At 73.0% G+C, this 20,178-nt stretch carries 16 protein-coding genes; 14 read left to right on the forward strand and 2 right to left on the reverse strand.

The annotated features are described in order from the left end of the window. Window positions 1-113 precede the first annotated feature (113 nt). Together ACFQGL_RS03350 and ACFQGL_RS03355 are read left to right on the forward strand one after the other, a co-directional pair. Window positions 114-3,572, forward strand: a complete 3,459-nt coding sequence (locus tag ACFQGL_RS03350; protein WP_377505980.1) for an SNF2-related protein — start codon at window positions 114-116, stop codon at window positions 3,570-3,572. Continuing rightward, on the forward strand, window positions 3,569-4,501 hold the full coding sequence (locus tag ACFQGL_RS03355; protein WP_377505110.1) for an SWIM zinc finger family protein: 933 nt from the start codon (window positions 3,569-3,571) through the stop codon (window positions 4,499-4,501). The genes ACFQGL_RS03350 and ACFQGL_RS03355 overlap by 4 nt, the downstream gene beginning before the upstream one ends. A gap of 4 nt (window positions 4,502-4,505) precedes the next feature. On the opposite strand, the gene ACFQGL_RS03360 is transcribed toward ACFQGL_RS03355, so the two are convergent. Next, a complete protein-coding gene (locus tag ACFQGL_RS03360) occupies window positions 4,506-4,763 on the reverse strand; it encodes a DUF3040 domain-containing protein (RefSeq protein ID WP_377505113.1) in 258 nt (85 codons plus the stop codon). 430 nt (window positions 4,764-5,193) lie between these two features. Here ACFQGL_RS03360 and ACFQGL_RS03365 point away from each other — a divergent pair, with 430 nt between their 5' ends. Genes ACFQGL_RS03365 through ACFQGL_RS03385 form a run of 5 tightly spaced genes read left to right on the forward strand, consistent with a single transcriptional unit; the run spans window position 5,194 to window position 11,494 of the window. Next, entirely contained in the window at window positions 5,194-7,290 is a 2,097-nt protein-coding gene (locus ACFQGL_RS03365; RefSeq protein WP_377505116.1) for a DUF1800 domain-containing protein, read from the forward strand. An 8-nt stretch (window positions 7,291-7,298) separates the two neighbouring features. Then, on the forward strand, window positions 7,299-8,696 hold the full coding sequence (locus ACFQGL_RS03370; RefSeq protein ID WP_377505119.1) for a DUF1501 domain-containing protein: 1,398 nt from the start codon (window positions 7,299-7,301) through the stop codon (window positions 8,694-8,696). Further along, the gene (locus tag ACFQGL_RS03375; RefSeq protein ID WP_377505122.1) at window positions 8,693-10,111 is read left to right on the forward strand and encodes a ferredoxin reductase family protein; all 1,419 of its coding nucleotides are present in this window, start codon (window positions 8,693-8,695) and stop codon (window positions 10,109-10,111) included. The genes ACFQGL_RS03370 and ACFQGL_RS03375 overlap by 4 nt, the downstream gene beginning before the upstream one ends. A gap of 11 nt (window positions 10,112-10,122) precedes the next feature. Continuing rightward, entirely contained in the window at window positions 10,123-10,722 is a 600-nt protein-coding gene (locus ACFQGL_RS03380) for an FMN-binding protein (RefSeq protein WP_377505125.1), read from the forward strand. Between the two features lie 49 nt (window positions 10,723-10,771). Next, entirely contained in the window at window positions 10,772-11,494 is a 723-nt protein-coding gene (locus tag ACFQGL_RS03385) for an FAD:protein FMN transferase (protein ID WP_377505983.1), read from the forward strand. Window positions 11,495-11,767: 273 nt separating this feature from the next. Here ACFQGL_RS03385 and ACFQGL_RS03390 read toward each other — a convergent pair whose 3' ends face one another. Beyond that, window positions 11,768-12,439, reverse strand: coding sequence for a bifunctional DNA primase/polymerase (locus ACFQGL_RS03390; protein WP_377505986.1), 672 nt, complete (start codon window positions 12,437-12,439; stop codon window positions 11,768-11,770). A gap of 251 nt (window positions 12,440-12,690) precedes the next feature. On the opposite strand from ACFQGL_RS03390, the gene ACFQGL_RS03395 reads away from it, so the two are divergent. From ACFQGL_RS03395 to ACFQGL_RS03425, 7 genes are all read left to right on the forward strand, one after another. After that, window positions 12,691-13,920, forward strand: a complete 1,230-nt coding sequence (locus ACFQGL_RS03395; protein WP_377505128.1) for a helix-turn-helix domain-containing protein — start codon at window positions 12,691-12,693, stop codon at window positions 13,918-13,920. Between the two features lie 16 nt (window positions 13,921-13,936). After that, complete coding sequence (locus tag ACFQGL_RS03400) at window positions 13,937-14,509, forward strand: flavoprotein (protein WP_377505131.1); 573 nt, start codon at window positions 13,937-13,939, stop codon at window positions 14,507-14,509. 129 nt (window positions 14,510-14,638) lie between these two features. Continuing rightward, entirely contained in the window at window positions 14,639-15,475 is an 837-nt protein-coding gene (locus ACFQGL_RS03405) for a Nif3-like dinuclear metal center hexameric protein (protein WP_377505989.1), read from the forward strand. Beyond that, a complete protein-coding gene (locus tag ACFQGL_RS03410) occupies window positions 15,465-16,202 on the forward strand; it encodes a zinc ribbon domain-containing protein (protein WP_377505134.1) in 738 nt (245 codons plus the stop codon). The genes ACFQGL_RS03405 and ACFQGL_RS03410 overlap by 11 nt, the downstream gene beginning before the upstream one ends. Before the next feature lie 3 nt (window positions 16,203-16,205). Further along, window positions 16,206-17,354: a bifunctional RNase H/acid phosphatase gene (locus ACFQGL_RS03415; protein WP_377505136.1), complete on the forward strand. Its 1,149-nt coding sequence runs from the start codon at window positions 16,206-16,208 to the stop codon at window positions 17,352-17,354. Between the two features lie 91 nt (window positions 17,355-17,445). Further along, entirely contained in the window at window positions 17,446-17,526 is an 81-nt protein-coding gene (locus ACFQGL_RS03420; RefSeq protein WP_350874228.1) for a putative leader peptide, read from the forward strand. A 102-nt stretch (window positions 17,527-17,628) separates the two neighbouring features. Further along, complete coding sequence (locus ACFQGL_RS03425) at window positions 17,629-20,085, forward strand: M14 family zinc carboxypeptidase (RefSeq protein ID WP_377505138.1); 2,457 nt, start codon at window positions 17,629-17,631, stop codon at window positions 20,083-20,085. Window positions 20,086-20,178: the final 93 nt, after the last annotated feature.

The following is a 20,178-nucleotide window of genomic DNA, read 5'->3' on the forward strand; positions in this document are numbered from 1 at the left end:
CCCTCCGGCGGCCGACCCCCGAACGCGGGCGGCGCGCGCGTCGGCCGATGGGCACCGACGCTGGTCCACCTGTGCCGCCTATCCTGGGCGCGGGCGGCGACGAGGGGGAACAGGTGCTGGTCATCCACGGGCTGTGGTTGCCCGGCGACGATTCGACCGCCGGCCTCGCGATCTGGGCCGAGGACAGCGCCGCCCCGGCCGTCGCGCCGCGCCCCGGCCGGGCGCCCCGGGAGCGCCCACATCCCTTCGCCGCCGGGCACGCCGAACTGGCCGCCGCGCTGGCCGAGGTCGCGGAACCCACCCGCCCGGACACCGCGCTGCTCACCCTCCCGACCCGGGCCGGCGCGCCGACCGACTCACCCGAGTTGATCCGGACCGACGTCGCACCCCCGGCCCGCGGCCGGCTCACCCTGGCCGGGTGGCGGGTGCCCGTCCTGGTGTACGCCCCGGACGACGCACTGCCGCTCCTACGCGCCCTGGACGACCTTCCGGCGGTGCCCGGGGCCACCCTGCGCCACCTCGCCGAGCTGGCCGACTTCGCCGTCGACCTGGTGGCCCGGGGTCGCGTGCTACCCGGTGTCAGCGCGTCGGTCCGCGCGGACACTGCTGGTGCTGGTGCTGGTGCTGGTGCTGGTGCTGGTGCTGGTGCTGGTGTGGCCGAGCCGGCGGGCCGGCCGGCGGCCGCGAGGCCGACGGGGAAGGCCGCAGCCCCGGAGTCGGCGCAGGCTGTCTGGCGGCCGCTGCTGACCGGCACCGACGCCGCCTGGGCGCGGTCGTTGGCGCTGGCCCTGCCGCCGGCCGCCCGAGCCGCCGCCCGCACCGCCCGAGCCGCCGCCGCTCTGCCGGCCGCCACCAGGCGTGCCGCTGGTGGGCCGACCGCCACCAGGCCTGCCGCTGGTGGGCCGGCCGTCACCACGCTCGCCGCCATCACGCCGGCCGCCATCACGCCGGTCATCACCACGCCGGCCGCTACCACGCCGGCCGCCATCGGGGCCGCCATCGAAGCGGTCGAGATGACGGCCGGTGCGCTGGTCGCGGACGCGTTGGACGCGCTGACCGACGCCGCCGCTCGCGCCGCACTCGCGTCCACCACCCTGGCCCGAGGGCTGCGGCCGGGCGGGCCCGCACCGGCCTGGCTGGCCGCGCTGGCCGGCCCGCACCGGGACTTCACCCTCGATCCGGCCGCGCTGGCCACCCTGCGCGCCGAACTGGATGCCTGGCAGCGCGACGCCGCCGGCGGCCCGGTCCGAGCCAGCTTCCGCCTGGTGGAACCGGCCCCCGACGAGGTCACCGAGCCGATCCTGGCCACCCGCCCCCACCCGGCCACAGAACCGCCCGGCCCGGCCGAGGGCGGCGTGCTCGCGGGCGAGCTGGTCGGGGACTCGCTGACCGGTGTGGACCCGGTCGGGGCTGGGCGGTGGCGGCTGGAGTTCGGGTTGCAGGCGGCCGACGAGCCGGGCCTGCACGTCGACGCCGGGCAGGTCTGGCGGGCACCGCAGACGCTCGGCGGGCTGGCCGGCCGCACGGCCAGCCCACAGGAGACGCTGCTCGCCGAGCTGGGCCGAGCCAGTCGGCTCTGGCCGGATCTGGACGTCGCGCTGCGTACCGCCGCTCCCGAGGCGATGGACCTGGACGTGGACGGCGCGCACCGGTTCCTCAGCGAGGGCGCGCCGGTGCTGCACGCCGCGGGCTTCGGGGTGCTGCTGCCGTCCTGGTGGCAACGCCCGTCGGCGCGGTTGGGCGCCCGACTGCGCGCCCGCAGCCGGACCGCGCCCGGCACGGTGGCCGGCGCCGATGCCGGGGTCGGGCTGGACGCCCTGGTCGACTACCGCTGGGAGGTGGCGCTCGGCGACCAGCCGCTGTCGGCCGAGGAACTGGCCGCGCTGGCCGAGGTGAAGACCCCGCTGGTGCGGTTGCGTGGCCGGTGGGTGGAGCTGGACCCGGGCCGGCTGGCCGCCGGGCTGCGTCTGCTGCGTTCGGCCGGTGAGCTGACCGTCGCCGACCTGCTCCGCCTCGGGCTGGCCGACGGCGAGGACACCGGGGCGCTGCCGGTGCTGGAGGTCACCGCCGACGGTGCGCTGGGCGACCTGCTCGCCGGTGCGGTCGAGCGACGGCTCACGCCGATGGACCCGCCGCCGTCGTTCCAGGGCACGCTGCGGCCGTACCAGCGGCGTGGGCTGGCCTGGCTGGCGTTCCTGCGGTCGCTCGGCCTGGGCGGCGTACTCGCCGACGACATGGGGCTGGGCAAGACCGTGCAACTGCTCGCGCTGCTGGCCGGGGACCCGCCGGAGGCCGGGCCGACCCTGCTGGTCTGTCCGATGTCGCTGGTCGGCAACTGGCAGCGGGAGGCGGCGCGGTTCACCCCGGGTCTGCGTGTGCACGTACACCATGGGGCGGAGCGGGCCCGGGGGGCGGAGTTCACCGCGGCCGCGCACGGCGCGGACCTGGTCCTGACGACCTACTCGGTGGCTGCCCGCGACGCCGTCGACCTGGCCGGCATCGACTGGCACCGGGTGGTGGTGGACGAGGCACAGGCGATCAAGAACGCCTCGACCCGGCAGGCCGAGGCGGTCCGTGCGCTGCCCGCACGGCAGCGGGTCGCGGTGACCGGTACGCCGGTGGAGAACCGGCTCGCCGACCTCTGGTCGATCATGCAGTTCGCGAACCCCGGTCTGCTCGGCCCGGCGGCGACGTTCCGCAAGCGGTTCGCCGAGCCGATCGAGCGCAACGGCGACGCCGAGGCGGCCGAGCGGCTCCGCCGGATCACCGGCCCGTTCGTGCTGCGCCGACTCAAGACCGACTCGTCGATCATCTCCGACCTGCCGGAGAAGCTGGAGATGGAGGTGCTCTGCAACCTCACCGCGGAGCAGGCCGCCCTGTACCGGGTGGTGGTCGACGACATGCTCGCCCGGATCGAGTCGAGCGACGGCATCGAACGGCGCGGTTTGGTGCTGGCCACCATGACCCGGCTCAAGCAGGTCTGCAACCACCCGGCCCAGCTCCTGCGGGACGGTTCGCCGCTGGAGGGCCGCTCGGGCAAGCTGGCCCGGCTGACCGAGATCCTGGAGGAGGTGCTGGCGGCGGGGGAGCGGGCGCTGTTGTTCACCCAGTACGCCGAGTTCGGCGCGATGCTGCGCGGTCACCTGTCGGCGCGGTTCGGCCGGGAGGTGCTGTTCCTGCACGGCGGGCTCGGCAAGGCCGAGCGGGACGCCATGGTGCAGCGGTTCCAGTCGGACGAGGGGCCACCGCTGTTCGTACTCTCGCTCAAGGCCGGCGGTACCGGCCTCACCCTGACCGCCGCCAACCACGTGGTGCACGTGGACCGGTGGTGGAATCCGGCGGTCGAGGACCAGGCCACCGACCGGGCGTTCCGGATCGGGCAGCGTCGGCGGGTGCAGGTACGCAAGTTCGTCTGCGCCGGAACCGTGGAGGAGAAGGTGGCCGCGCTGATCGCCGACAAGCGCAACCTCGCCGAGCGGGTGGTCGGCACCGGCGAACAGTGGATCACCGAGCTGTCCACCGGTCAGCTCCGTGAGCTGTTCGCCCTGGAGGCCGGGGCGGTGGTGGAGTGACCGACAGGTTCGCCGACTACGGGCGCCCTCGCCGGGTCGACGGTGGCCTGCGGGCGCGCAGCGCCCGAGGCGCGATCGGTCGGTCCTGGTGGTCCCGACGTTTCCTGGAGGTGCTGGAGTCGTTCGCGCTCGGCACCCGGCTGACCCGGGGCCGGTCGTACGCGCGCGCCGGTCAGGTGCTTCGGCTCGACATCACGCCCGGCCTGGTCAGCGCCGTGGTGCAGGGCTCCCGCGCACAGCCGTACCAGGTCTCCATCAAGCTCACGCCGTTCCCGCCCGCGCTCTGGGCCCGGGTCGAGAAGGAGTTGGCCGGCCAGGCGTTCTTCAGCGCCCGGCTACTCGCCGGTGACCTTCCCGACGAGTTGGAGGAGCTGTTCGCCGCCTCCGGCGCGCCGCTGTTTCCGGCCGGAGTCGGTGAGCTGACCCAACGGTGTAGCTGTCCCGATTTCGCGGTGCCGTGCAAGCACCTCGCGGCGACGTTCTATCTGCTCGCCGAGGCGTTCGACGCGGACCCGTTCGAGCTGCTGCACTGGCGCGGCCGGTCGCGCGCCGAGTTGCTCGACCAGCTCCGCGCCCTACGGGCCGAGGCCACCGGCGTACCGGTGCCGGGCGACCCGGTCAGCGCGTTGCCGGGCGAGGACGCCGGATCGACCGTCCCGGAGCCGGGCGGGCCACAGTCCGATGTGGAGCTCGTGGGGCCGGCCGGGGCGGCTCGCGTGCTCGCCGGGCTGTCGGCGATGCCGCTGGCCGACGCGGTGGACCGGTTCTGGCTACCGCCCGTGCCCCTGCCCGACCGGCCGCCGAGGCTGGCGACCGGGCCGGATCTCCTGCTGCGCCAGCTCGGCCCGCCGGCACCGGCCATCGGTGGCCCGGGGCTGCTCGAACGGCTGCGCCGGGCGTACCGGGCGTTCGGACCGTCCGACCGGTGAACGGTCACGTCCAGCGGCGGCGGAACCGCCACATGATCGCGGCGTTGGCCACCAGCACCACCGCGCAGATCGCACCGGCCAGCCGGCCGGCGAACACGGTCATCGCCGGCAGCGACGCCCACAGCACGATGGTCAACAACATCAGATAGCGGCCCCTACGGGCCCGGACCCGATGGTCGAGCCGGGCGAAGAAGGCCGGGTCACTCTCCTTGAGCTGACGGGTGATCTGGTCGAACCTGCGCTGATCCTCTTTGCTGAGCATGGCGCTGCCTTCCCCTCACGCGTCCAGCGGTTCGGCGGCATACCCGCTGCGACGGCGGCTCACGCTCACCCGCTCCTGCTACTTTCCTCGACCTGAGGTCACCTCACGTCCGGCTTAGCCGAACCTTAAGTTTGTCTGTGGTGCTGAACGGCGTGGAAAGTGGCACGTACGACACTCGGGGCCCCTCCGTCCCCGGGTGACGTGCGTCGGCCCTGCTGGGAAGGTCTGCGCCCGGCTCCGGCACCCGGCCCGGCACCGGGGCGGCACTGAGCGGTGTCTTAAGTGCCCTCACGAGGGCGTTCAGCCCGCCTTGAAGGGTTCTCAGCCCTTGGTTACCTTGCCGTAGCAACCCCCTCAGGCAACAGTCGCCGCACCTGCCGCACCTGCCCGGTCGCAGCTTTCGGCGCTCATCAGAAATCGGGATTGGTACATGGCCGACCAGAATGTGCCACCACGTCGACCGCGGGACGACCGCGGTTGGGACGGACGTCAGCACCACACCCCGGACGGGTATGGCGACCACACCTCGTCCGCGCCGTACGGGTACGACACGCCCCACCCCTACCAGGGCGGCTACTCGGCGCAGACCGACCCGCGCGAGCAGTACGCCGACGGGTACGCGCACGCCGGACAGCCCGCCCCCGGCCCGCGCGGGCCGCAGTGGGTCGGCCCGGAGGGTCTCGGCCGCCCGGCCCCGGCCCGTTCGGCCGGCGCTGGACTCCCCACTCTGGACGATGACGACGAGCCGGGCCGCAAGGTCGGCCGGCGCAAGGCCATGGTCGCGCTCGGTGGCACCGCCGCCGTCGTGGCTGGCGGCGCGGCGCTCGCCATGACCTCGCAGTTCCGGGACCTCTTCGGTGACGAGGCGGCCGGCGACGCGACCGGCGCCACCGTCACCGACGGCACCGCGGCGCGGCCGAGTGGCCAGCAGCCGAGCACGGTGCGTACCTACACCGAGCAGAACGAGAGCTACATGGGCTCCCGGGCCGGTGAGGCGCTGAAGAAGAACGCGCCCTCCGGTGGGCAGACCTTCTCCGGCCCGGCCGCCGCCGCGGCGGCGACCAAGGTGACCGTCAAGACGGTGCTGGCCAAGGACCCGATCCTGCACCTGGCCCGGCGCACCACCTTCGGGGTCACCCCGCAGGTCGTGGCGGACATCAAGTCGCAGGGCATCGACGCGTGGATCCGCTCGCAGCTCGCGCCGGAGAAGATCGCGCCGACCAAGGCCGAGCTGAAGATCGCCGAGCTGCCCACCCAGTCGCTCACCGTGCAGCAGCTGCGTACCCAGCGGGACCAGCTCAACGAGCGCGGCGCCCAGCCGGACCGGGAGGTGGTGGACGCCACCATCGCCCGGCAGATCTGGTCCAAGCGTCAGCTGTTCGAGGTGATGGTCGACTTCTGGAACGACTTCCTGCACGTCGCCGCGGACTTCGACGGTGGCGAGGTGTACCGCACCTCGTTCGACCAGGACGTCGTTCGCAAGCACGCGCTGGGCAGCTACCCGGAGATGCTGGTGGCCGCGAACAAGCACCCCGCGCTGCTGATCTACCTCAACCAGAAGGACTCCCGCAAGGACGCGATCAACGAGAACCTGGCTCGGGAGAACCTGGAGCTCTACTCGGTCGGCGTCGACGGTGGCTACAAGGAGCCGGACGTCCGGCAGGCCGCCATGCTGCAGACCGGCCGCGGCGTCGACTTCGAGGGCAAGTACGTCTTCAAGGCCGACGACCACTACGTCGGCAAGGTGAAGATCCTCGGCTTCACGCACGCGAACAACTCCTCGGACCCGAAGAAGGCCGAGGCGGCGATCGACAAGTACATCACCTACATCGCGCTGCACCCGTCGACCGCCAAGTACGTGGCGCAGAGCCTGGCGACCCGGTTCGTCTCGGACACCCCGCCGAAGTCCCTGGTGGACCGGCTGGCCAAGACGTACACCACCAACAACGGCATGATCAAGCCGGTGTTGATGGCGCTGTTCAGCTCCTCGGAGTTCTGGGCGGCGGTAGGCCAGAAGGTGCGCCGGCCGATGGAGTACCTGGCCGCCACGTACCGCACCCTGGGTGTCTCGCCGGAGGCGTCCGCGAAGGACGACAACGGTGACAACAAGCGCACCCCGTACGCCCGGGGCCTGCGGCAGATCCAGGACAAGATGCGCGAGCTGGGCCAGTACCCGATGGGCCAGCCCACCCCGGACGGCTACCCGGACGTCTACGTCGCCTGGACCTCGGCCGGCACCATGGTCAACGGCTGGAACGAGGCCGGTGAGCTCATCGCCGGCTACCGCACCTCCTTCACGTACACCGCGCCGGAGAAGCTGGTGGCGAAGCCGCCGGCCACCGCCGGGGCGTACGTGGACGCGCTCGCCCAGCGGCTGATCCACCAGAAGCTCACCGCCCGGGAGAAGAACCTGATCCTCGGCGTCGCCGGCGTCTCGGCGACCACCAAGGTCGATGCCACGTTCAACGGGGCCATCACCGCCGTCGCGCGGGCGATCCTCGCGTCCCCCCAGCACCACCTCCGGTGAGGCACCCGATGGAGAAGACTGTGTACAACTCTTTCCCCCTGCACCCCGAATGCCCCGACCTGGGGCGGCTGGCCGACAACCCGACCGAGGCCCTGCTGCGCGCGGAGGCCGACATCGTCGCCGCCGAGAAGGCCGCCGAGGCCGACCGCTACCGCACCCTGGAGGACCTGGAAGAGGCCCAGCAGGACGGTCGCGGCGTCACCCGGCGGACCTTCGTCGCCGGTGCCGCGGCCACCGCCACCGCGCTGGCCACCGCCCAGTTCGTCACCACCTCGGCGTCGTTCGCGGCGACGCCGACCGGCACCCTGATCCACGTCTTCCTCTACGGCGGGCTGGACGGGCTGAGCCTGGTCGCACCGGACAACGACCCGGTGCTCACCAAGGACCGCCCCGAACTGCTGCTCGGCAACGACTCGCTGGCCCTGGCCCGCGGCTTCAAGCTGACCAGCGCGTTCAAGCCGCTGGAGCAGTGGCTCAAGGCCGGGCAGCTCGGGTTCATCCCGGCCGTCTCCGACGAGCGGCTGTCCCGTAGCCACTTCCAGGCCGCGGACGCCTGCAACCTGGGCGGACTGCCGCACGAGACCGGCGGCCGGGGCTGGCTGGACAACCTGGTCGACAACCTCGGCAAGGGCACCGCCTTCCGTGGCGTCGGCATCGGCAGCACGCTGCCCCGCTCGCTGGTCGGCAACAACGGCGCGCTGTCGCTGAACAACGTCGGCTCGCTGCGGCTCAACGGCGACGAGCGGTTCCGGGCCGCCACCGAGAAGGCGATCAAGGGACTCTTCACCGGGATCAACCACCCGGTCGAGGAGGCCGTGCAGGACGGCATGGGTGCGCTGGTCACCGCGCAGAAGCTCGCCGCCAAGCCGTACCAGCCCGCCGCGGGCGTCAAGTACGAGGGCATCGGCAACGCCTTCCAGCAGCTCGCCCAGCTGATCAAGGGCGGCGCCAACGTCCGGGTCGCCACCGTCGGCATGGGCGGCTACGACACCCACGAGAACCAGGGCACCCAGGACGGTGGCCAGCTGCACCGCCGGCTGGGCGAGCTGGCCAGCGCGATGGCCGCCTTCTTCACCGACCTCGGCCCGCAGGCCGCCGACGTGACGATCATGGTGTCCAGCGAGTTCGGTCGGCGGATCGGCTCCAACAAGGGCGGCACCGACCACGGGCACGGCGGCGTGGTCACCGTGCTCTCCGGCAAGAAGCTGGCCAGCTCGCTGCTGGGCACCTGGAACGGCCTGGACAAGGACAAGCAGGACTCCGGCGACGTGCCGGAGTACAACAACATGTTCAACGTGTACGGCTCGGTGGCGCAGGGTCGGTTCGGCCTGACCAACGCGCAGGTGGAGAAGATGCTCTTCCCCGGTAGCGACCGGGCCTACAAGCCCGTGAAGCTGTACGCGTGACGCATTCGCACACCCACGCCGCCGGCCGCCGCACCGGGACCTCGTCCCGGCACGGCGGCCGGTCGGCTGCGCCCGTACCCCCGCAGATCCCGGCGCGGCGCGGACCCGGCGGCCGGCGGCTGCTGGCCGTGCTGCTGCTGGTCGGCCTGCTCGCCGCCGTGCTGCCCTGGTGGCTGGGCACCCCCGCGGGCTCGCTGAAGACCACGGCGGCCACCGTGAGCGCGGCGGGTCGGATCTCCGGCCTGGTCGCCGGCTACCTGCTGCTGGTGCAGGTGCTGATGATGAGCCGGTTGTCGGTGCTGGAGCGGTGGATCGGCGGCGAGCAGTTGGCCCGCTGGCACCGCGACGTCGGCGCCACCCTGCTGGTCGCCGTGCTGGCGCACCTGTCGCTGATCCTGGTCGGCTACGCCGACCTGCGGAAACACTCGGTCTTCGCCGAGGTCGGCACGCTGCTGCGTGACTACGACAACATGGTCCTGGCGTTCGTCGCCGCCGGCATCATGATGGTGATCGGGTTCAGCAGCATCCGGGTCATCCGGCGGGCGCTGCCCTACGAGCTGTGGCACCTGCTGCACCAGTCCAGCTATCTGGTGCTGCTGCTCGGCTTCGGGCACCAGTTCAGCCACGGCGCGCAGCTCTACCGGCCCGGCCCGGTGCGCACCGGCTGGATCGCGATGTACCTGCTGGTCGTCGCCGCCCTGCTCGGGGGCCGGGTGCTCGCGCCGCTGGCATTCAACCTGCGCTACCGACTGCGGGTCGCCGACGTGGTCGCGGAGAGCCCGGACACCATCTCCATCTACCTCACCGGCGAGCGGCTGGACCGGCTGGCCATGCTCGGCGGGCAGTACTTCCGCTGGCGCTTCCTCACCCGGGGCTGCTGGTGGCAGTCGCACCCGTTCTCCGTCTCCGCCGCGGCCAACGGCCGCTGGCTGCGGCTCACCGTCAAGGTGGTGGGTACGCACACCGGTGACCTGCGCGACCTGGACCCGGGCACCCGGGTGTGGGCCGAGGGCCCCTCGGGCACCTTCACCGCCGCGCACCGGGTGCGCGAGCGGGCGCTGCTGATCGCCGGTGGCAGCGGCATCACCCCGATCCGGGCCATGCTGGAGGAGTTGCCGCCGGGCGCGGCGCTCATCTACCGGGCCCGTACCCCGAACGACGTGCTGCTCAGCCGGGAGTTGGACTGGCTGGCCCAGGAGCGGGACACCTCGGTCTGGTACGTGATCGGCTCCCGCGACGACCCCGGCCCCCGGCAGCTGATGAGCCCGGACGGGCTGCGTCAACTGGTGCCCGACGTGGCGCGCCGCGACGTCTACCTCTGCGGGCCGCCCGGGCTGGTCGAGCAGTCGGTGCGGGCGCTGCGCCGGGCCGGCGTCCCCCGCCGGCAGATCCACCTGGCCACCTTCGAGTTGTAGGAAGGCATCACATGCGTCGCGCGTTCCTCGCGATCACTGGTCTGGCCGCCAGCACCACCGCGCTGGTGGTGCTCAAGGGCTCGCCGGGCACCGCCCCGGTGGCCCAGAACCTGCCCACCTCGCAGCCGGTCAACCCCACCCCGCAGGGTGTCGACCCGAGCGCCGACCCGTCGGGCGCGGCGCCGGAGCCGTCGGTGACCACCGGTGCGCCCACGTCGCCCAAGCCGACCAAGAGCACCGGCCGCCCGTCGGGTACCCGCACCACCGCGAAGGCCCCCTCCGCGCCGCGGACCACCACCAAGGCGCCCCAGCCGACCACCCGGCGGGTCACCGGCGCCGGCTTCGAGGCGAAGGACAGCACCCAGACCTACGGGTTCGTCCGGGTGCAGATCGTGGTCTCCGGCACCCGGATCGTCGAGGCCATCTCGCTGTCGCTGCCCAGCGGGGGCGAGTCCGACATCCACAGTGGCGACGTCCACGGCAGGTACGACGGCACTGGCGGCGAGGTGGTGCAGAAGCAGAGCGCCAACCTCAGCACCGTGTCCGGTGCCACCGAGACGAGCGACGCCTACAAACAGTCCCTGCGATCCGCGATCGAGCAGGCGTTCTGACGTGCCGGCGGCGATGACCCGCCCCGGGCTGCGCCGGGTCGAGCAGATCATGGGTACGGCGATCAGCCTGGAGATCGCCGACGACCTGCCGCCGGCCACCCTGCACGAGCTGGCCGATCAGGTCTTCGGCTGGATGCGCGAGGTGGACGCCCGGTTCAGCACCTACCGGACGGACAGCGAGGTGTGCCGCTTCGACCGGGGCGAGGTGTTGCTCTCCGAGGCGTCGGCGGACCTGCGGTTCGTGTTGGAGGCGTGTGCCGACCTGTGGGGTGCCACCGACGGGTTCTTCGACGCGTACGCCACCGGCCGGCTCGACCCGTCCGGGTTCGTCAAGGGCTGGGCGGCGCAGGTCGCCTCGGACCGGCTGCTCGCCGCCGGTGCGCCGAACCACTTCGTGAACGCCGGCGGCGACGTACGGGTCCGGGGCTGCTCCGCGTCCGGTGAGCCGTGGCGGATCGGCATCCGGCACCCCTGGGACCCGATGGCGACCTGCCTGGTGCTCGTCGGGACCGATCTGGGCGTGGCCACCTCGGGCGTGTACGAGCGGGGCCGGCACGTGCTGGATCCGCGCCGGGGCGCACCGGCCGGCGGACTGCGTTCGGTGACCGTGGTCGGCACCGACCTTGGCGTGGCCGACGCCTACGCCACCGCGGCCCTGGCCATGGGAGCCGCCGGGATCGGCTGGCTGGACCGCCTCGCCGAGCACACCTACGCCGTCGTCACCGACGACGCCCGCCAGTACCACTCCAGCGACCTTCCGCTGACCGACTAGCGCAGTGGGCGGTTGGTGCCGGCGGGACGGGAACCGGTGGGGCGTGGGCGGCCGGGGCGCGAGCCGGACGGGCGGGTGCCGGCCCAGCGGTGCCCGGGGTGACCACGTCGGGGCGGTTCGGTGCCGCCGGGATGAGGTGCTCTGCCGTCCGTGGACATCTTCCCCCCGCTCAAGGCGCGTTCGCGCCGTCCCCCTGACAACGAGGACCCGCGTGCCGGCGACGCTGTCGGTCACCGGATCGGATGGTCTGGCCGAGCCTCTCGGTGGGCCGGTTCACATGCCCCGCCGGGGCAGCGGCAGGTGACCGGGGAGCAGGTCGGGGACCAGCGTCACCCCGGAGGCGCGCAGCGCCTCGATCACCGTGTTCTGCACCAGGTAGGAATCCGGCAGCTGCCAGCGGGCCTGCTCCGGGGCGACGGCCCAGCGGACGGTCCCCTCGGGCAGCCGGGTGGGCGGAGCCGGGATCCACGAGCCCGGCCCGTGCCGGACCACGTGGAAGCAGTGCTCCAGCTCCGGCCGCAGCGGGTCGCCGGGGCGGACCAGGAACATCCAGCGCCCGGTGGGGGTGGCCAGCACCGGTCCGCGTACGCCGGTGCCGGCCGGATGGGTCTGCACCGCTTCGAGCACGTGCCGGCCGAGGTGGGCGGGCACCTCCAGCACGTCGAAGGCCCGGCCGGTGGGCAGCAGGATGCCGTGTGGGCGGGTCCGCCACCAGGTGGCCACCCGGGCCGGGTCGGCGCTGGCCGCCAGCTCCCAGTTCTCCAGCGCGGGATGGCAGCCGACGGTGGGACAGCCGGCCCGGCCGCACACGAACCGGCTGCGGGCCAGGCAGGCGCCGGGCGTGACCTCCCAGCCGTGCAGGGCATAGCGCATGGCGACCCGGCGGAGCCGGACCCGTTCCAGTGGCGACAGTTCGGCGACGCGCGGTGCGACGTTCCCCCACATGTGTGCCATCTCCCCTCGTCGGGCCCGGCGATCGCCAGGTCGCATGTCGAGCACCGTCACTGCCGTAACCCACGATCGTTGAGGTTGACGAACGGCTCGTGCAACTTGCACGAAAAGTACGAGGACTGGCTTCACGGCTGACGTACATGCTGTGCGACCAGCGGAAACCTGAACATGAACGAGAGCGCCGCACCCGCGGACAATGCCCCCGGCTCGACGGCCCGGCGGCGGCTATGGGGAGGGATGGGCAGATGGACGAGCTACCCATAGGGCGTCGAGTGGCCTACTGGCGGGGCCGACGCAAGATGTCCCAGCAGGTCTTCGCGGACCGGCTGGGCAAGTCCAAGAGCTGGGTGGACAAGGTCGAGCGGGGCGTACGCCGGCTGGACAAGTTCTCCGTCCTCTACGAGATCGCCGACATCCTCCAGGTGGATGTGCAACTGCTGCTGGGCAAGGATCCCGAGCGCCGCACCGACGCGCTCAACTGCATCGACCAGGTCGAGGTGCAGGAGATCCGAGCCGCCCTGGAGCGGTACGACTCGATGAGCGCGTACTTCGACCGCGCGCCGTACCCGCCACCGCTGGACGACATGCGCAAGGCCGTCAACCACGCCTGGCTCACCTACCAGTACGGCCGCTACGGGATGCTCACCCGGGCGCTGCCGAAGCTGCTGCGCGACGCCCAGGCGGCCGACGCCGGCCACGGTGGTTCGCAGGCCCCGGAGGCGGCCCACCTGCTCGGGCAGGTCTACCAGATCGCCTCCTCGGTGCTGCGCAAACTCGGCGAGTGCGAGCTGGCCTGGCTGGCCGCGGACCGGTCGATGGCGGTGGCCCAGCGGGCCGACGATCCGCTGCTTGCCGGCATCGCCACCACCCGGGTGTGCAACGCCCTGGTCGCGATGGGCCGGGCCCGGCCGGCCCTGGAGCTGAACGTCAGCATCGCCAACCGGCTCGCACCGGGGGGCTCCAACGAGGTCACCCCGGCCCGCCTCTCGGTCTATGGGATGTTGCTGCTCCAGGGGGCGATGGCCGCCTCGCGGATCGGTGACTCGACCACCGTGGACGACCTGATCAACGTCGCCCAGGAGGCCGCCGACCTGCTCGGCGGCGACGAGAACCACTACTGGACCTCGTTCGGCCCGACCAACGTCGAGTTGCACCGGGCCGCCGCCGCGGTGGAGCTGGGCGACGGGGGCCGGGCGGTGGAGGTGCACCAGCTGCGCATCGTGGAGCCGTCGTTCAACGCGCTGCTGCCCGAGCGCCGTGCCCATCACCTGCTCGACATCGCCCGCGGGTACGCCCAGATCGGCGACGTGGCCAACGCCGGCGAAATGCTGCTGCGCGGCGATCGGCTCGCTCCGTCGGAGATCCGCTGCCGGCCGATCGCGCACGAGGTGATGTCGGACATCCTGCGTCGCACACGTGGTGCGCCGCCTTCTCCGGTAGCGGAGTTGGCTGAGCACATGGGAGTTGGGGTATGAGCGCGGAGCCGGTTTGATGGCCGGTTCGCAGCGCACCAGCGAGCACCGCGAGGTGCTCTATGTCATCGCCTGCGGTTCGCCGCTGGCCCGGAATGTCGGGCGCCTGGTCGACCTGGCCCAGCAGGACGGCTGGGAGGTCTGCGTGGTCGCCACGCCCGACGGTGCGAAGTTCGTCGACCAGCCCGCGCTGGTCCGGCAGACCGGTCATCCGGTGCGGACGCACTACAAGAACCCCGGCGACCCGGACGTGCTGCCGCCGGCCGACGCCATGATCGTCTGCCCGGCCACGGTGAACACGGTCAACAAGTGGGCGGCCGGGATCACCGACACCCTGGCGCTGGGCCTGCTGGTCGAGGCCCAGGGCAAGGGCCTGCCCATCGTCGCGGTGCCGTACACGAATGCCGCGATGGCCGCCCATCCGGCCTTCCGGGCCGGCGTGGCCCGGCTGGCCGAGTGGGGCGTCACGGTGCTCTTCGGTGATCACGTGGTCGCCCTGCACCCGCCCGGAACGGGCGAGCAGCACCTGCACGCGTTCCCCTGGCCGATGCCGCTGGCCGCGCTGCGTACCGTCTCCTGGAGCGCCGCCTAGCCCGTTGGCCGTTTCCGACCGGTGTCGCCTTACCGGCGCGGCCGGGCCGGGCGTCGCCGCCCGAGGGCCCCCGCGCCGGTAAGCTGGCCCGCCGTGAGCGTATGCGGATCCGCGCCCTCGGTGGCCGACGTGGTTGCCGAGCTGGAACGGCGCTATCCGCCGGTCTGGGCGGAGGAATGGGACCGGGTGGGGCTGGTGCTCGGCGAGCCCTCCGCCCCGGTCCGCCGGGTGCTGTGCGTGGTCGACGTGGTGCCGGAGACCGTCGCCGAGGCGCTGGCCGCCGGCGCGGACATGATCGTCTCGCACCACCCGCTGCTGCTGCGCGGTGTCTCCTCGGTCGCCCCGACGACGTTCAAGGGGCGGATCATCCACCAGCTGATCCGGGCCGGGGTGGCGCTCTACGTGGCGCACACCAATGCCGACGTGGCGTCCCCGGGTGTCTCCGATGCGCTCGCCGTCCGGTTCGGGCTGACCGGGCTGCGCCCGCTGCAGCGGCCCGCGCCGGGCTCGCCCGCGTACGCCGAGGACCGGGGCATCGGCCGGATCGGGGAGCTGCCCCGCCCGATGAGCCTCGCGGAGCTGACCCGGCACGCCGCCGCCGTGCTCCCCGTCACGTCCTGGGGAGTTCGCGCTGCGGGGGATCCCGGGCGTATGGTTCGTACCCTCGCCGTCAGTGGCGGTTCGGGGGACAGCTTCCTCGGTGCCGCGACCGCCGCCGGGGTGGACGCGTTCCTCACCGCCGACCTGCGGCACCACCCGGCCAGCGAGCACGTCGCGGCCGATGGCCCCGCCCTGATCGACGCCGCCCACTGGGCGACCGAACGACCGTGGCTGGACGACCTGGCGGCCCTCCTGCGGGAGGCGCTGGGCGTCGAGACGCTGGTGTCCGACCTGGACACCGACCCGTGGACCGTACACGCCGCCGCACCCGCTGTGGACGACAAGGAGCCCGACCGTGAAGGCTGACCCCCAGGTGCAGCGCCGCCTGCTCGACCTGCAGGCGATCGACACCAACCTCGCCCAGCTCGCGCACCGTCGGCGCGCGCTGCCCGAGCGGGCCGAGCTGGAGGCGCTGGCCCGGGAGCTGTCGTCGCTGGAGGACGAGCGGGTCCGCGCCCAGGTGGCGGTCGACGACCTGGACCGGGACATCGCGCGGCTGGAGAAGGACGTCGAGCAGGTCCGGGCCCGCAAGGAGAAGGACCAGAACCGGCTGGCCGCCGGCACCGGCCCGGCCCGGGAGCTGGAGGCGCTCCAGCACGAGCTGGTCTCGCTCAACCGGCGCCAGGGTGACCTGGAGGACGCCGAGCTCGAGGTGATGGAGCAGCGGGAGACCGCGCAGGGCGTGCTGGACGGCGTGGAGCAGCGGCTGGCCGACACCCGGGAGAAGCGGGCCACCACCGAGCAGCGCCGGGACGACGCGCTGGCCGAGATCGCCAAGGAGGAGGAGTTCAAGCGAGGGGCCCGTCAGCCGCTCGCCGACGACCTCCCGGGCGAGCTGGTCACCCTCTACGACAAGATCCGCCAGGACACCGGTCTGGGCGCCGCGCTGCTCACCGCGGGTCGCTGCGGCGGCTGCCGGTTGGAGCTGTCCGGCGCCGACCTGGCCCAGATCCGCAAGGCCGCGCCGGACGACGTGGTCCGCTGCGAGGACTGCCGGCGGATCATGGTCCGCACCAACGAGTCGGGCCTGTAGGTCATGGCACCGCGCGTGGTCGTCGTCGAGGCCGACGGCGGATCCCGGGGCAATCCGGGCCCGGCCGGCTACGGCGCGGTGGTACGCGACCCGGAGTCCGGCGAGGTGCTCGCCGAGCGCTCCGAGTCGCTCGGTACGGCGACCAACAACGTCGCGGAATACCAGGGGCTGATCGCCGGGTTGACGGCCGCCGCCGAGCTGGGCGTCGCCGAGGTGGACGTCCGGATGGACTCCAAGCTGGTGGTCGAGCAGATGTGCGGCCGTTGGCAGATCAAGCACCCCGGCCTGCGGCCGCTCGCCGCCCAGGCGGCCGGGCTGGTGGGCCGGTTCGCGGCGGTCCGGTTCACCTGGATCCCCCGGGAGCAGAACCGGCACGCCGACGCGCTCGCCAACGCCGCCATGGACGCCGCCGCCGGTCGCCCCCCGGCGACCACCGCCCCGGCCACCAGCACGGCCACCAGCGCCAAGACCACCGGCACCGACCCGGCCACCGCGCCGGCGTCCTGGGAGCCGCGTCCGAGCTTCACCGCCACCCGGCTGATCCTCGTCCGGCACGGCGAGACCGCGTACACCGAGCAGCGCCGCTACTCCGGGCGCGGCGACGTGCCGCTCTCCGAGCGTGGCCGGGCCCAGGTCCGGGCCACCGCCGCCCGGGTGGCCGCGCTGGCCCCGTCCGTCGCGGCCGTGCTCAGCTCACCCCTGTCCCGGTGTACGCAGACCGCGGCGGCGATCGCCAGCGCGCTCGGCGACGTGCCGGTACGCACCGAGGACGACCTGATCGAGTGCGACTTCGGGGAGTGGGAGGGGCGCACCTTCACCGAGGTACGCCAGCAGTGGCCGGGGGAGATGGACGCCTGGCTCGCGTCGCCCCGGATCGCCCCGCCGGGCGGCGAGTCGTTCACCGCGGTGGCCGAACGCACCAACCGGGCGCTGACCGGGCTGATCGGGGCGTACCCCGGTGAGACCGTGGTGGTCGTCTCGCACGTCTCGCCGATCAAGCTGGCGCTGCGCGACGCGCTCGCGGCCGGCGACGATTTCCTGCACCGGCTCTTCCTGGACGCGGCCGGCATCTCGGTGCTGGACCGGTGGCCCGACGGCGGCGTCGCGGTGCGTACGGTCAACGACACCGCGCACCTCGCCAAGATCGTCTAATTCCCATCTGTCGGGAGGGTTTTGGCTCGGCCGCCCCATCCTGTGTGGAAACTGTTGACAGCGTGATGGCGGCCGATTCAAGATCGGTTTTGTGCGAAGCGTTCACCTGACGAAGCGGGGTCACATCGACCTCCTGCGCGTCGCCAGCGCCGCCTGTCGACGCTCCATCTGACGCCGGGTCCTTTTCTCGCACGCTGCAGGCACATCCCCATCACCGCGGGTCTCCGGCCCCGCCGCGTCCGCCTGCGCGTACCTCCCGACAGGAGCTCTGTCCATGCTGTCCAGAAGACGTTTACCCCGGCTCACCGCCACCGCGGTGAGCACCGTGCTGCTCGCCACGGTGGCCCTGACCGGGCCGGCGTCGGCCACCGCGCTGCCGACGGTGCCGGCGCGTCCCGTCGACCTCTCCGACGTCCGGGGTTACCCCCGGCAGAGCACCCTTCCGATCTGGCCGGACAACCCGGCCGACGCGTCCATCCCGATCGGCGTCCTGCCGTACGACGAGATCGCGCCCAAGCTGAACGCCCTCCAGCGGGCCAGCGACCGGGTCTCCGCCCGGGTCGCCGGCAAGTCCGCCGGCGGCTACGACCTGTACGCGGTCACCGTGACCGCGCCGGAGAGCCGCGCCGAGGCCCGGCAGCAGGAGACCTGGAAGCGACTCATCGAGGACGAGCCGGCCCGGGCACAGCGGGACCGGCGGCTGCTGGCCGGCTACAAGACCCCGCTCTTCGTCAACGCCAACATCCACGGCAACGAGTGGGAGGGCACCGACGCGGCCCTACGCGTCATCGAGAACTTCGCCACCGACCGCAGCCCCGAGGTGGCCCAGCTGCTGCGACGTAACCGGCTGGTCTTCAACATCACGTCCAACCCGGACGGTCGGGTGGCCGGCACCCGGGCCAACGCGGCGGGCTACGACCTCAACCGCGACCTGACCATCGTCGGGCAGCCCGAGACCAACCTGATCCGCGACCTGATCATCGACACCAAGCCGATCATCACGCTGGACCTGCACGGGTACGTCAACCCGACCCTGCTGCACCCCAGCACCCCGCCGCACAACGTCAACAACGAGTACGACCTGTACATCAAGCACGGCCTGCCGAACGCCCTGGCGATCGAGGAGGGCCTGCGCGGCCTCGGGTACGCCGAGACCCAGCGGGCCCGGATCCCGTTCCGCGACGACGCGCCAGGCGTGTGGGACGACTTCCCGCCGATCTACGTGCCGTCGTTCGCCATGCTGCAGAGCAGCATCCCGTACACCATCGAGGCGCCGCTGAACCCGCGCGGCAGCACGCTCACCCCGGCCGAGCGGGTCCGTCGTTCCGGCATCAACACCGACGTGCACGAGGTGGCGATCCGCACCTCGCTGCGGTACATCCAGGACCACCGGGCCGAGGTGCTGCACGACCAGGCCGAGGTCTACCGCCGAGGCTCGGCCGGTGAGCCGCTGCGCGACATCCCGGACGGCTACGTGCCGGGCTGGGGACCGGAGGACAACTACAACACCACCTTCCCCCGGGCGTACGTCATCCCGACCGGCACCGGGCAGCGCTCCGAGCCGGCCGCGGCCCGCCTCGTCGACCTGCTGATCGGCAGCGGAGGCCGGGTGTGGCGGGCGAAGAAGGCGTTCACCGCCGGCGGCAAGAGCTACCGCGCCGGCTCGTACGTCGTCGACATGCACCAGCCCAAGCGCGGCCTGGTCAACTCGCTGCTCGAACCGGGCGCGGACATCACCGACCGGGTGGACGACCTCTACGCCGGCCCGGCGGCGTGGAGCCAGGGTCTGACCTGGGGGGCCACCGTGGACACCGTGTGGGACACCCTGCCCGGCGTACGCCTGGAACGCGCCTACGACGGGCGGGCCGAGGGCACGCTGCCCGCCGGCCGGGCCGACCTGCGCCTGGACCTGCGGGACGCCGCCGACCTGCTGACGGTGAACTCGCTGCTGGCCAAGGGTGTCGCCGTGCACCGGCTCGCGGACGGTTCGGTGGTCATCCCCGGCACGCCGACCAACCGCAGGCTGGCCGCTGCCGAGGTCCGGGCCCACGGGGTCAGCTTCGAACGCGCGCCGGCCGGTTGGCAGGGCACCGGGCTGGACCGCGTCGTGGTCGGCTACCTCGGCTCGGTCGAGGAGCGGGACACCCTCGCCGACCTGGGCTTCGAGGCGCGCGCGGTGACCGCCGCGACGCTGGCCGGCACGCTGACCGACGACGTCGACGTGCTGCTGGTCGCCGGCAACGTCAACCTGGCGAACCTGACCGCCGAGAACCGGGCGGCCCTGGACCGCTTCCTCGCCCGGGGCGGCGGAGTCGTCGGTCTGGGCACCGGCGGGGCGGCCTTCAGCAACGCCACGGCCCTGCTGAGCGTGACCGCCACCGCGGGGGCGAGCCTGGCCAGCGGAGTGGCCAACATCGTCAACAACGGGGGACCGGTCACCACCTCGGCGATCCCGCACGCGTTCATCAGCCAGCCCGTCTGGTTCACCAACCTGGGCGCCAACGTCCAGGTCGAACAGTCGTACGCCGCCGACCCGCTGCTCGCCGGCTGGTGGGCCACCGACGGCGCCAACGGGCAGGCCGCGGCAGCCAACCAGGCCAGCATCGTGCGGGGCGTCTCGACGGCCGGAAACGGCGTGGTGCTGTTCGGCACCAACCCCACGTTCCGTCTGCACCCCAAGGGCCTTCAGTCGCAGCTCGGCCGGGCGGTGCTCTGGGCGGCCCGGCGGTGACCCCGACCGGGTAGCCGACGACCGGCCGATCAGGGGCCCGGGTGCCGACCGCACCCGGGCCCCACGCCGTCGGCGGGCCCGAAAGGTCGGTCG

Source organism: Micromonospora vulcania (assembly GCF_042658605.1).
In the GTDB taxonomy this organism is placed as follows: Bacteria; Actinomycetota; Actinomycetes; order Mycobacteriales; family Micromonosporaceae; genus Micromonospora; species Micromonospora vulcania.

Excerpts from the sequence above, each read along its gene's own strand:
- ACFQGL_RS03360 (WP_377505113.1), bottom strand. The coding sequence starts at position 4,763 with ATGCTCAGCAAAGAGGATCAGCGCAGGTTCGACCAGATCACCCGTCAG.
- ACFQGL_RS03365 (WP_377505116.1), top strand. The coding sequence starts at position 5,194 with ATGGCCGACCAGAATGTGCCACCACGTCGACCGCGGGACGACCGCGGT.
- ACFQGL_RS03370 (WP_377505119.1), top strand. The coding sequence starts at position 7,299 with ATGGAGAAGACTGTGTACAACTCTTTCCCCCTGCACCCCGAATGCCCC.
- ACFQGL_RS03380 (WP_377505125.1), top strand. The coding sequence starts at position 10,123 with ATGCGTCGCGCGTTCCTCGCGATCACTGGTCTGGCCGCCAGCACCACC.
- ACFQGL_RS03385 (WP_377505983.1), top strand. The coding sequence starts at position 10,772 with ATGGGTACGGCGATCAGCCTGGAGATCGCCGACGACCTGCCGCCGGCC.
- ACFQGL_RS03390 (WP_377505986.1), bottom strand. The coding sequence starts at position 12,439 with ATGTGGGGGAACGTCGCACCGCGCGTCGCCGAACTGTCGCCACTGGAA.
- ACFQGL_RS03395 (WP_377505128.1), top strand. The coding sequence starts at position 12,691 with ATGGACGAGCTACCCATAGGGCGTCGAGTGGCCTACTGGCGGGGCCGA.
- ACFQGL_RS03400 (WP_377505131.1), top strand. The coding sequence starts at position 13,937 with ATGGCCGGTTCGCAGCGCACCAGCGAGCACCGCGAGGTGCTCTATGTC.
- ACFQGL_RS03415 (WP_377505136.1), top strand. The coding sequence starts at position 16,206 with ATGGCACCGCGCGTGGTCGTCGTCGAGGCCGACGGCGGATCCCGGGGC.
- ACFQGL_RS03425 (WP_377505138.1), top strand. The coding sequence starts at position 17,629 with ATGCTGTCCAGAAGACGTTTACCCCGGCTCACCGCCACCGCGGTGAGC.